Origin of the sequence: Neptunomonas japonica DSM 18939 (assembly GCF_000422765.1) — a bacterium.
GTDB classification, from domain to species: Bacteria; Pseudomonadota; Gammaproteobacteria; order Pseudomonadales; family Balneatricaceae; genus Neptunomonas; species Neptunomonas japonica.
Genome location: NZ_AUGR01000018.1, coordinates 95,762 through 106,779, shown reverse-complemented (window position 1 = coordinate 106,779; position 11,018 = coordinate 95,762). Strand labels below are relative to the sequence as shown.

Genomic DNA, 11,018 nt, shown 5'->3' with positions numbered 1-11,018 from the left:
AATAGGGATCACACCGGTGTGGCGAATAGAGCCGCCGGTAAAAATAGCAATATCTGTGGTACCGCCACCGATATCCACCATGCAGACACCAAGGTCTTTTTCATCTTCGGTCAATACGGCATAACTAGAGGCCAATTGCTCTAGCACGACGCCGTCGACTTCTAAGCCACAACGACGGACACATTTTTCTATATTCTGGATAGCATTAATGGCACCGGTGACCAAATGCACTTTGGCTTCTAAGCGAACACCCGACATACCCAAGGGTTCTTTAATACCTTCCTGATTATCTATCAGGTATTCCTGCGGCAAGATATGCAGGATTTTCTGATCAGCCGGAATAGCAACAGCACTGGCCGCATCAATGACACGCTCCAGATCATGATCCATCACTTCGCGATCACGTACGGCAACAATCCCGTGCGAGTTCAAGCTACTGATATGACTACCAGCAATACCCACAGTTACCGAGTGTATTTTACAACCGGCCATCAACTCTGCTTCTTCAACGGCACGCTGAATAGAACCCACCGTCGATTCGATATTAATCACAACACCGCGTTTTAGTCCTCGCGATGGGTGCGAGCCGATACCGACAACCTCAATATGGCCATCTGGCATTACCTCGGCTACCAAGCACACCACTTTAGAGGTGCCGATATCCAGTGCGACGATCATGTTGTGATCAGTATTCATTTAATTAACCATTAATTAATAAAATATTTAAAATTCTATCAATGTTTTGTACTGTTTATTAAAGCGCTTAATTCTAATTAGCAAATTATAAGCCAATAATCTTTTAAATCCAGCAACGACTGCTATTACTGGATAATAATTAATAATGTACAAAAAATCACCAATATATACCAATACTTATTCGGCAGTTATTTTCCTTTCTTTAGATATTTCTCTATTTTTCAACCAGATAGCCATTACCACTGTGCAAAATATTGCCGCTTTCAATATTATCCACCCCCAATAAAACTTTTACGTGGATATAAACAAAAATCAATATCGAATATTGAAAAAAGAGTATAAATCAAAACTTAATATTGACTTATAAACAATACATCAAAATCGAATTACGACATATCGACCAATTATCAAAATTCCATATTGATTTTAAATTCGCATAAAACTTATGCCCGTTATATTTTAAAGCATTCGAAAAACCTACCTTTTACCCGCCGCAATACCTGAATGATGACGATCAAGAAAGCTCTTTAAAGGAATCATTTTATGTTTTCGCAATTGCGACCTCAGCTGGTGATAAGTCAAATTTAATTTTTCAGCTGCTTGCTTTTGATTAAAACGCGTAGCTTTAAGTGCATCTAACAAAAGCTGTTGCTCAAGCGCTTCAACCTGATCTGACAGACCACTCTCAGCAACATCTTCAACAGGAAGCGCCCCCCCATCGGAAAAGCTTTTCTTCGTTTGCAGCCAACTCGCTTTGAAAGGATCTAAAACCAACTCATTAATTGACTCATCAGCAGACTCTTGCCTGTAAACAGTTCGCTCAACAGCATTACGCAACTCCCTCACGTTGCCTGGCCAGCCATACTCCAACATCTGGTTTTTTGCATTCTCGGTAAAACCAGAAAAGTACTGTCGCTCAAGCTCAAAACACATGCTTAAAGCAAAACTCTCAGCAAGAATTAAAACATCCTCCTGGCGATATCTCAGGGGGGGAATATGGATAACATCAAATGCCAACCGGTCTAATAAGTCTGCCCGGAATTCATTTTTTTCAGACATTTTTTGTAAATCGGCATTCGTTGCAGCAACCAGACGGACGTCTGCCTGCAAAGTATGCTGTCCGCCCAAGCGCTCATACTCTCCATATTCAACAATTCGCAACAGCTTTTCTTGTACCTGAGTTGAACATGTTGCCACCTCATCAAGAAAAAGAGTGCCACCTTCTGCTCTCTCAAAACGCCCTAAGTGGCGTTTTGTAGCGCCGGTAAAAGCTCCAACCTCATGCCCAAAAAGATCAGAATCAAGCAAGTTATCATTCATCGAAGCACAACTTATTTTAAGAAAGCTTTGGTCCCAACGCTTCGATAAAAAGTGAATACGTTCTGCAACGAGCTCCTTACCTGTACCTCTCTCCCCTAATACCAACACCGGCTTATTGAGCGGTGCTATTCGGGAGATTTGGTCAGAGAGATCCAGCATTAAAGGGGATTCACCTAACATTGCTTTTTTATTTGATAGTCTCATGAACTATATTTTAGCTAAAAAAGCTATATTTTAGTTAAAATAGTCATAATAAAATAATTAGACATTAACCACATCCAACAAATACCAATAAAATCAATTGGTTAATGAGCTGGCACAAAAATCGCTATAGCTACCAGTAAGTACGCACACTCATTCAAAAAACGAGTAAGCGAATAACGAACGACTCAGGAGAACCGTAATGGGTATTTTTTCTCGCTTTCAGGACATTATTAACGCCAACATCAATTCACTATTAGATCGCGCTGAAGATCCAGAAAAGATGATTCGCTTGATGATTCAAGAAATGGAAGAAACGTTAATTGAAGTCCGCACTACATCTGCCAAAGTAATTGCTGACAAGAAAATGTTGGAGCGCAGAGCCATCGCTTTACAAAAAGATGCTGATGAGTGGGAAAGCAAAGCAACACTCGCTCTCAATAAGAAACGTGAAGACCTTGCTCGTGCAGCACTGACAGAGCAAGCTGCTGCTACAGAAACCTTAGAAATTGCACACCAAGAACTTGATGCTATTGAAGAACACCTGAATGACTTAAATAGCGAAATATCTCAACTACAACACAAACTTGATGATGCTAAAGCTAAACAAAAATCGCTACTGGCTAGAGAACAAACCACACGGTCACGCTTGGAAATTAGACGTCGCTTTAACCGTGACAAACTAAATGAAGCGTTTGATAAATTTGAACGTTATGAGCGTAAGATGGATGATATGGAAGCTGAAGTAGAAAGCTATGACCTAGGCACTAAGGACCTTGCCAACGAGATTGAAGATCTCGAACGCAACGAGAAAGTTGACCAAGCAATGGCAAAGCTTAAAGCTCAGATGAACAAAAACAAATCTGGTGATTAATAATGTCTAGCTTCGTGTTCTTTTTCGTACCGACAGTTATCTTTCTGGGCATGGTGCTCCCTCTCTGGCTAGTATTGCACTACGTCAGCAGATGGCGCTCTTCCAAAGGGCTTTCGGCTGAAGATAAACAAACACTGGAAGCTGCCATGGGGGAAGTAGAACGCCTTGAAAGCCGACTTGAAACCCTTGAAACCATTCTCGACGCAGAGCAACCTGATTGGCAAACTCGTCATTCAGTAGATTAAGGAGGCTGTATGTTCACAGCTAAATACCGAGGTTATGACATTGACTTATACCGCAGCACAGGCAAACGCTGGATTGCCGGAGTGTGCGGCGGCATTGCAGAAAATATGCAGTGGTCGGCTACAGGTGTCAGAATAGGCACCATTTTATTATTTATGTTCACCGGTGCTTTTGCTGTACTGGTTTATATAGCCGCTGTGTTCTTGCTATCAAGCAGACCTTATGAAAGCAAGACGCATAAAGAAAACACACATGAAGGCAACTTCGCTTCACATGCCTACAGCGAGCAAAAGCCCAATTTAAAGCAGAAGATGTTTGACTACGGCGCATCAGCATCAAACCGTATTGAAGAAATACGTGCAAGAATGGCCAAGGTAGACAAGCGAATACGCGCTATGGAAGAGCACGTTACTTCACGCAAGTTTCACTTTGATAGAGAAATGCGTCGCAGCTAACCACCTATTTTTCATCGCCTCCAATATAGAGAGCCTCTAAATACTAGGCTCTCTATACTTTCAACACTTGTCGGCGAGAATAGACCAAGCCTACAAGACCGAAGCAAAATAACAAGAGCGTTGACGGCTCTGGCACACTGTTATTAGGAGGACTATTGGGTGTAGAACTATACGATTTATCACTCCCCCCGCAACTACTTTGATCACCAGGAAGTAAATCAGTACCACTACAGAAAACCTGCGAACGAACACCTACCAAACCAAAGTCAGATAAACCTAGACCAAAACTATTCGTTACCCAGCTAAAGGTTTGCTGCCCTTGATACCCCTGATCCCCCAAACGAAATACCAACTCCCATTCACCATCAGGAGCAATTAACGATGGATTCAAACCACTAAGATTACAACCACCCCCACAGTTATTCGAGGATGTATCAGTAGCAAACAAACTAGCCCCCGAACCACCAGGAACAATGACAGTAGTATCAACAAACCCTACAGCCACCGCGTTACCCACATCTTCATTGCCAAAATCAACAAACAAGCCCAATGCTTCTGCATTCCAAGGGTCAATTGTTAAATTATAGTTAAACTTACCCGCAGTCGAATCATCTACAGTAAAGATGTAATTAGGAGAACCGCCAGAGTTGGTAGTCCAAGTATCATAAGTTAAAACATTTGCCTGAACCGACATTGATGACAACAAAAAACCAGATGCCAACACGGTCATGCTTAAATATTTGTTCCATTTCATAATTTTACTCCCTCTCAAAGGAATTAAAACGGAAGACAAATAAACACATGCAAAGCTCAAACCAAAAAAATTATTGCTATAGCATTCAAGATATTGAAAACAAATAATTATCTTAAAAAATATAGATGTAAAATTTATTGACAAGCAATTAGTTCAGCGATAGTTTCAAACAACCCAGACAAACATTTGTATCAAACATATGCTTAAAACGGAAGTATAAAACATTTGTTAGCTTTCTTTGAAAGCCCAAAAGACAACAACTAACGCGTGAACTCATAACATGGAGAGCGGCTCATATTGACGAGCTTTAAAGCTCCTCATTTCCAAGTGGAGCTTCTGAAGTTTCTGTAAAACGCTTAGAAAGCACCTTTTTACCACTCACACCCAGACTATTTAATGCCACTGCCTGCTGAATCAGGTTACCTCTGCCCGAAGACAAACGGTTAAACGAAACATCATAGGCTTGTTGCGCGCGGGAAAGGTGCTTTCCTACATCTTCAAGAGACTCAACAAAACCAACGAACTTGTCGTATAGGTCGGCACCACGCTTAGCTATCTCTTGAGCATTTTGGCTTTGATGCTCGTATCTCCAAATATTTTGGATGGTACGTAACGTGACTAGCAATGTAGTTGGGCTAACCAGCATAATATTGCGCTCAAAAGCAAACCGGAAAAGTTCTGGGTCATGCTCTAGTGCCAACAAAAAAGCGCCTTCAATGGGCACAAACATCAGCACAAAATCTAAGGAGCGAACCCCTTCTAGTTTTTGATAGGCTTTGTCACCTAAACCCCGCACATGATTTTGTAATGAAATAGCATGGGCTTTTCTGTGATGCAATCTATGTGCTTCGTTATCGCTTGAGCAGTATTTTTCGTAAGCGGTTAGTGACACCTTAGAGTCGATAATAACGTCTTTACCATCAGGCAAGTGGACAATCACATCGGGCTGATAACGGTGCTGCTGGTCTTTTAAAGAGACCTGCACTTCGTACTCATGACCTTTACGTAATCCAGACTCTTCAAGTACGCGCTCAAGAACAATCTCTCCCCAATTACCCTGCGTTTTACTCTCGCCTTTAAGCGCTTGGGTTAAGTTGATTGCATCTTGGCTCATCTGAACATTTAGCTGCTTAAGCTGGCTAATTTCTGTATGCAGAGCACGCCTGTCTTTTGCTTCGCGATCATATACATCTTCGACACGGCGCTTGAAGTCACCAAGCTGATCACGTAAAGGCGTGAGCAACATTCCCATCTCTTTACGGCTAGACTCAGAAAAGCGCTGAGACTTTTCATCAAATATCTGGTTTGCTAAGTTTTGAAATTCTTGCTTAAGCTGATCTCTGGCCTCAGTCAACAAAACAAGCTTCTCTTCAGCTGACTCTCTATCAGCATGCAACCTAGCCTCTAGCTCCGCTACTTGAGCTTGTCGAATAGCTAACTGCTCTCTTAAATCAGAACGATCAAAATCCAAGTTATCAACCTTATCTTCAAGTTTAGACAGGTAAGATAAACGCTCTTGATACTGAACCTCTTTTAGCTCCTGCTGATGCAAACGCTTTTCTAACTGCTCGCGTTGATATTGCCACTTTGCTCGCATAAGTTGCGATAAGAGTAACGCGATCACACTGACCAGCAACGCTGTTATTAGCGAGCTAGCCATATCCCAACCAGCTAATATTTGCGCTAAAGTCACAGTGCTTACCAGTAATAATAGAGAGTCGCGATAGAGCCAATGACCAATGGCGTCATTAATATCAAGTTTTTAACATCACCTATCAAGCGTTGCATAACCAAAATATGTACCACAGGAAAAGAAATAAACAAACAGACTAGTGGAATCCACCATACTAAATTAAGCATACCAAATGCCATCGCGCCAATCATTGCTAACGCAGCTAAATTACCTGCCATGATGATAGCAACTTGGGTATTACGCTCAGCTAGCTTTCCTGTTTTCTGTTCGTCTGGCAGTTTATTAATTGCACCCGCGCTTAATGCTGCAGACATTGAAACAAAACCAGTAATCAAAAAGGTAAAAATAGGATCCACGCGCCGTTACTCCACTCAAAGGGGTTGATAGCCGTGATTGTAGAGGAATTTCACGGCTAACCCTACCCATCTCTGCGTTTAATCACTCCTACAACTTTGCAGATAGCGACTTCACGTTTACCATGGCTACCAACTGATAACCGCTAAGGCTTCTCATGATTAAAACAGCCGTTGTTTTAACATCCTTACTCAGCTTTTCGTTAACCGCTTTTGCAGATCAATGGAGAGTCGCTGAAGGCGGCTACCAAATATGTGATTCTGAAAAAAATTATCGCCAGCTACTTCATTACGCCTTATATGGAGTGGGCAATAAACCCGCTACGGGTTGCCAACTTGCTCCTGCGGGTGCACAAGTAAGCATCAATCATTGTGTAGAAAGTGATATTATTCTCTGCAAATTTACTTTTACCCCTATTTCTGGCGCAGCTATAAACGGCTGGGCCAGCAAAGCCTTATTAAGAGAGATTCCGCACTAATGGAGTACCTGGTTAACGAAGCCGTTGAAGATTATGCTTTTCTCAATACAAGTGAAGAGCCACCTCTGCTAACAGAACTAATCTCTGCCACCAATGAAACTATGGGTTGGCCACAAAAACTATCCGGCAGACTGGTTGGCCGTACGCTTAAAATGCTAAGCGCCATCCACCAGCCTAAACGCGCTCTTGAAATTGGTATGTTTACTGGTTATTCAGCATTATCTATCGCCGAAGGCATGCCCGCTGATGGCAAACTTATCTGCTGTGAAACCAACCCTCGCGCTATAGAGTTTGCAAAAACTTTTTTTGAACGCAGCGAGCATGGCGATAAAATCGATGTCATCTTTGGTAAAGCACTGGATACGCTAGAAACTTTAGATGGCCCTCTGGATTTCACCTTCATTGATGCTGATAAACGTAGCTACCTTAACTATTACTTGAAAGTAAAAGAGCTTACGCGCCCAGGCGGACTCATTATTTTAGATAACGTATTATGGTCAGGAAAAGTATTACAACCCGAATCAGAAATAGACGATACGCTAGTAGAAACAAACCGTTTAATTGCTGATGACCCCGATATGGAAAATGTTTTTCTTACTGTGCGAGACGGCCTGAATATCGTCAGGAAAATTCGCTAATGAGTGAACACATAGACCTTCAAAAAGTAACGACGGCCGATGAGCTCCTTAGACTCTATGTAAGCACTGATGATAATGATTCACTCATGCCCACTTTGTGCAAAAAGCGTGATCAATTCTTAGATAATCTAGATGATGTAAGCAATGCAGCTGAAGTAACAGGTCTGGTGCACTGGTCACTTAGGGAGAACAACATTAGCCCTCAAGGAGAAACCTTGGATGAAATAGCGGATCGCTTGGGGGATTTAGATATTGAAGCGAATACGGATAATTATTCGGAGCTTATTTTCATGATAAAAATAGCGGTTGCTCGTCTCGACGATATTATGCTGGATAACATCTAGCATGCTAGTTGGGTAACAAAATGAAACGCTGGCTTTTGCTCAGTTTGGTAGTGCTATTGGCACTACCTTCGCTGAGCTATGTTGCGATGCCCTTCATTGCTAAAAATGTAGTAGAGAGCTGGTTACTCGACCAAGGCTTTCAAAAACCTGTATTTAGCGTTGAATACCCGAGCCATCGAGAACTGCTTATTACCCAAATCAGCGTTGAGAAACATACTGATAATCGAGTTTCTACACTTACTGCCGGCCCCATTCGTATCACTTACGAGCCGTGGGCTTTATTTCTTAGAGGTGAGCTTAGCCGTATAGAAATCCCTTCTGCCAGTCTTGATATTGCTATGACAGGTAAAAACTCTGTAGAAGAGCCAGAGGAAGAGCCCTCTTCACTTGACCTCTCATTGTTATTGCCAGATTCATGGCTGGATTTTGCCCCCGCGGATGAATTAGTCATAGGCCAATTAGATGTAAAGTGGCACGGCCCTAACCAGCCCCTTTATCGTTTTACTGGAAATATATTTCTAACTCAGGAACGACTACTCAGTCGCGTACTCAGCAGCATTAACGAAAAAGAGCTAACTCACTCTGACATTATGCTATTAAAAGATAACCGCTTTAAAATAAATGTTATTGACCGAGCAACACCAATCTTCAATCCTGTTCTCAGATTAACGGGGCAATTGTCCAGCGATGACGACACCATTACTCTGCAAACATTACACTCCTTAGATTTAGAAAAAACCCAAAAACTAGCACGCCTGCTAGCGCTTCCCGAAATAGAGAAAATACCCGCTATCAGTGGATCTTACTCAGGAAAAACTGATTTTTCATTTGCAAAGCGCTATGAAGGAAATCTTGAGCAGTGGCTGTCAAACCTTACAACAACACAAGACAACCGACTCAACATGTGGGCAAGTACCCCTTTCGTAGGTGCTAACGGCACGCTTAACACAGCTGAAGACATCAGCTTAAAGAGCCTATATTTAAATCTTTCTTCAGCTATAGGATACAGCTACCCCAACAAGCTAAAACTCAGCCTAGCACCCGAAAGTGAGTTATCGATTGTTCAGTTCAAACGAAACGAGCTAGCAATAACAAAAGCCAACCTTACATTAAATACCGCTTTCAATATCCAGGAAAATGGAACAACAACGATAGAACCTTTCAGCATTACTATTACACCCCACGCTATTCGTAATGCAGATATGCATATAGCCAGCCAACCCATCAAGCTAGTATTTAAAGATATCGATTTTACTCAGAAAATCGCTTCAATAAACATAAAGGCAGGTTTAATTAATCTAAAACAAGGCAAGCAAAAACTACCCGGTTTGATTGTTAGCGGGAATATCTATACCCACTTACCTGATATCAAGGTAGGCCTTAGTGTTCAAAGCAAAGAGATTGCACTAAACACAGCGATCAGTATGAGTGCTGATTTAGATAAAGAATTAATTGATGCGCAATGGCGGATTAAAGAGATCTCACTAGCAGGCAGCAAAGCCCAATGGCAGCCCTACTTACCTTTTATGCTGCCAGAGGCGTTAACCTTTACCAGTGGAAATTATACTCAGACCGGGCACTTTCAATGGTTTAGCGGGCGTTTAGACGGCACAATTAGTCATATCGCAAATAACATAAGCCTTACCCATGAAAATATTTCTGTAGAGGGAGTATCCATAAACAGCAAAACCCACCTCAGAGGCGAGCGCATAGATGAACAAGGCTCCCTGAAAATAGACAAAATTGATGCGGGGATACTAATCAGTAACCTTAAGTCAGAATTCCGTCTCAATAAGCTAGGGACATTGAATGCCATAGCAGACATTAGACACCTGTCAGGTTCGTTACTAGAAGGGACATTTCAATTGGCCCCTTTTTACAGCGTGCTTAGTCCTCTAACAATAAACACAGACTTATACCTTCGCAGCCTCTCCCTTGACGCGTTATTACAGTTAGAGCAACAGCCAGGACTTAGCGGAGAAGGTATTCTTGATGGTGATTTACCACTTCGCTATAACACTGTGGGTTTGAGTGTTTCAGAAGGAAAGTTACATGCGCGCGGGCCAGGCATTATTCGTTACCAACCAGATGCGAGTATCCAAGCATTGCGAGAGTCTTATTTAGGCTTAGGTATCGCTTTAGATGCACTTTCTAACTTTCACTATAATAAGTTGTCTATATTGGCAGACTACTCCCCAGACGGAGCTCTCTTGTTAAAAACACAGTTAGGCGGCAACAATCCTGAATGGAACAATGGACAACAGGTCAATTTTTCAATGAATATTGAAGAGAACCTGCATAAGCTCATGAAAACCTTACAATTCACTGACGAATTGACGAACAGGATAGAGAAACGTTACCGTACACCTTAGACGAATGTTGAAGGAACACCTTTATGCAACGCAATATTACGGCTCTATCAGGAGTGCTGCTTAGCAGTATCCTGTTAATGGGCTGCTCACCCAAGGTACAGGTTGCTGTCCCAAACGAACCTATAAATATTAACCTGAATGTTAAAATTGAGCACAAAATTCTTATCAAAGTTGATCGCGAGATTGATGACCTTCTCAGTGACCAAAGCGATTTATTCTAGGAGTAAGACTGATGATACAGACAACCACTAAACTCCTAAGCACTCTGTTACTTCTAGTAAGTGTTATTGCAACACCCGCTTGGGCGATAACGTTAGGCGAAGCAAAAACACAAGGACTCGTTGGTGAAACGCCTTCTGGCTACCTTGCCAGTGTGCACGCAACACCCAATAGCAACACCCTTCGCTTAATGAATGATATCAACGCTAAACGAAAAGCAGCCTATACTAAAAGTGCTAAGAAAGCCGGAGTGACACTCAAGGTAATGGAAGTACGCATTGGGCAACGCTTATATGATAGGGCTTCACAAGGCAGTTATGTGCAAAAACCAAATGGACAGTGGCTGAAAAAGTAACACTCTTAACACTAGAATAACT

Annotated in this window: 14 protein-coding genes; 9 read left to right on the top strand and 5 right to left on the bottom strand. The window is 42.0% G+C overall.

The features are described from left to right. A partial coding sequence (gene ftsA / locus G511_RS0112890; protein ID WP_028469997.1) for a cell division protein FtsA occupies nt 1–696 on the bottom strand: 696 nt, incomplete at its 3' end. A gap of 477 nt (nt 697–1,173) precedes the next feature. Further along, entirely contained in the window at nt 1,174–2,220 is a 1,047-nt protein-coding gene (gene pspF, locus G511_RS22820; protein WP_051222023.1) for a phage shock protein operon transcriptional activator, read from the bottom strand. A gap of 199 nt (nt 2,221–2,419) precedes the next feature. On the opposite strand from pspF, the gene pspA reads away from it, so the two are divergent. From pspA to G511_RS0112870, 3 genes are read left to right on the top strand one after another with little or no spacing between them, the layout of a single operon-like run. Then, nucleotides 2,420–3,091 carry a phage shock protein PspA gene (pspA, locus tag G511_RS0112880; protein WP_028469996.1) on the top strand — a complete coding sequence of 224 codons (672 nt, stop codon included), beginning with the start codon at nt 2,420–2,422 and terminating at the stop codon, nt 3,089–3,091. 2 nt (nt 3,092–3,093) lie between these two features. Then, complete coding sequence (gene pspB, locus G511_RS0112875) at nt 3,094–3,336, top strand: envelope stress response membrane protein PspB (protein WP_028469995.1); 243 nt, start codon at nt 3,094–3,096, stop codon at nt 3,334–3,336. Nucleotides 3,337–3,345: 9 nt separating this feature from the next. Beyond that, nucleotides 3,346–3,789 carry a PspC domain-containing protein gene (locus G511_RS0112870; RefSeq protein ID WP_028469994.1) on the top strand — a complete coding sequence of 148 codons (444 nt, stop codon included), beginning with the start codon at nt 3,346–3,348 and terminating at the stop codon, nt 3,787–3,789. A gap of 52 nt (nt 3,790–3,841) precedes the next feature. Here the strand turns inward: G511_RS0112870 and G511_RS0112865 are convergent, their stop codons facing one another. From G511_RS0112865 to G511_RS0112855, 3 genes are all read right to left on the bottom strand, one after another. Then, nucleotides 3,842–4,543: a PEP-CTERM sorting domain-containing protein gene (locus G511_RS0112865; protein ID WP_028469993.1), complete on the bottom strand. Its 702-nt coding sequence runs from the start codon at nt 4,541–4,543 to the stop codon at nt 3,842–3,844. A 307-nt stretch (nt 4,544–4,850) separates the two neighbouring features. After that, a complete protein-coding gene (locus tag G511_RS22815; RefSeq protein ID WP_245574015.1) occupies nt 4,851–6,236 on the bottom strand; it encodes a DNA recombination protein RmuC in 1,386 nt (461 codons plus the stop codon). Nucleotides 6,237–6,241: 5 nt separating this feature from the next. Then, nucleotides 6,242–6,592 carry a hypothetical protein gene (locus tag G511_RS0112855; RefSeq protein ID WP_028469992.1) on the bottom strand — a complete coding sequence of 117 codons (351 nt, stop codon included), beginning with the start codon at nt 6,590–6,592 and terminating at the stop codon, nt 6,242–6,244. 155 nt (nt 6,593–6,747) lie between these two features. Between G511_RS0112855 and G511_RS22810 the strand changes: the two genes are divergently transcribed. Genes G511_RS22810 through G511_RS0112825 form a run of 6 tightly spaced genes read left to right on the top strand, consistent with a single transcriptional unit; the run spans nt 6,748 to nt 10,996 of the window. Then, nucleotides 6,748–7,068 carry a hypothetical protein gene (locus tag G511_RS22810; RefSeq protein WP_051222021.1) on the top strand — a complete coding sequence of 107 codons (321 nt, stop codon included), beginning with the start codon at nt 6,748–6,750 and terminating at the stop codon, nt 7,066–7,068. Beyond that, nucleotides 7,068–7,706, top strand: a complete 639-nt coding sequence (locus G511_RS0112845) for an O-methyltransferase (RefSeq protein ID WP_028469991.1) — start codon at nt 7,068–7,070, stop codon at nt 7,704–7,706. The genes G511_RS22810 and G511_RS0112845 overlap by 1 nt, the downstream gene beginning before the upstream one ends. Further along, complete coding sequence (locus tag G511_RS22805) at nt 7,706–8,050, top strand: hypothetical protein (protein ID WP_051222019.1); 345 nt, start codon at nt 7,706–7,708, stop codon at nt 8,048–8,050. Before G511_RS0112845 ends, G511_RS22805 begins: the two co-directional genes overlap by 1 nt. Before the next feature lie 20 nt (nt 8,051–8,070). Beyond that, complete coding sequence (locus tag G511_RS0112835; protein WP_028469990.1) at nt 8,071–10,422, top strand: intermembrane phospholipid transport YdbH family protein; 2,352 nt, start codon at nt 8,071–8,073, stop codon at nt 10,420–10,422. A gap of 23 nt (nt 10,423–10,445) precedes the next feature. Continuing rightward, a complete protein-coding gene (locus G511_RS0112830; protein WP_028469989.1) occupies nt 10,446–10,643 on the top strand; it encodes a YnbE family lipoprotein in 198 nt (65 codons plus the stop codon). Nucleotides 10,644–10,654: 11 nt separating this feature from the next. Next, complete coding sequence (locus tag G511_RS0112825; protein ID WP_051222018.1) at nt 10,655–10,996, top strand: YdbL family probable chaperone protein; 342 nt, start codon at nt 10,655–10,657, stop codon at nt 10,994–10,996. Nucleotides 10,997–11,018 lie beyond the last annotated feature (22 nt).

What these genes read in the sequence shown, in the direction of transcription:
- G511_RS0112870 (WP_028469994.1), top strand. Translation starts at nt 3,346, where the DNA reads ATGTTCACAGCTAAATACCGAGGTTATGACATTGACTTATACCGCAGC.
- G511_RS0112825 (WP_051222018.1), top strand. Translation starts at nt 10,655, where the DNA reads ATGATACAGACAACCACTAAACTCCTAAGCACTCTGTTACTTCTAGTA.
- G511_RS0112865 (WP_028469993.1), bottom strand. Translation starts at nt 4,543, where the DNA reads ATGAAATGGAACAAATATTTAAGCATGACCGTGTTGGCATCTGGTTTT.
- G511_RS22805 (WP_051222019.1), top strand. Translation starts at nt 7,706, where the DNA reads ATGAGTGAACACATAGACCTTCAAAAAGTAACGACGGCCGATGAGCTC.
- G511_RS0112830 (WP_028469989.1), top strand. Translation starts at nt 10,446, where the DNA reads ATGCAACGCAATATTACGGCTCTATCAGGAGTGCTGCTTAGCAGTATC.
- pspA (WP_028469996.1), top strand. Translation starts at nt 2,420, where the DNA reads ATGGGTATTTTTTCTCGCTTTCAGGACATTATTAACGCCAACATCAAT.
- G511_RS22810 (WP_051222021.1), top strand. Translation starts at nt 6,748, where the DNA reads ATGATTAAAACAGCCGTTGTTTTAACATCCTTACTCAGCTTTTCGTTA.
- pspF (WP_051222023.1), bottom strand. Translation starts at nt 2,220, where the DNA reads ATGAGACTATCAAATAAAAAAGCAATGTTAGGTGAATCCCCTTTAATG.
- pspB (WP_028469995.1), top strand. Translation starts at nt 3,094, where the DNA reads ATGTCTAGCTTCGTGTTCTTTTTCGTACCGACAGTTATCTTTCTGGGC.
- G511_RS0112835 (WP_028469990.1), top strand. Translation starts at nt 8,071, where the DNA reads ATGAAACGCTGGCTTTTGCTCAGTTTGGTAGTGCTATTGGCACTACCT.
- G511_RS0112845 (WP_028469991.1), top strand. Translation starts at nt 7,068, where the DNA reads ATGGAGTACCTGGTTAACGAAGCCGTTGAAGATTATGCTTTTCTCAAT.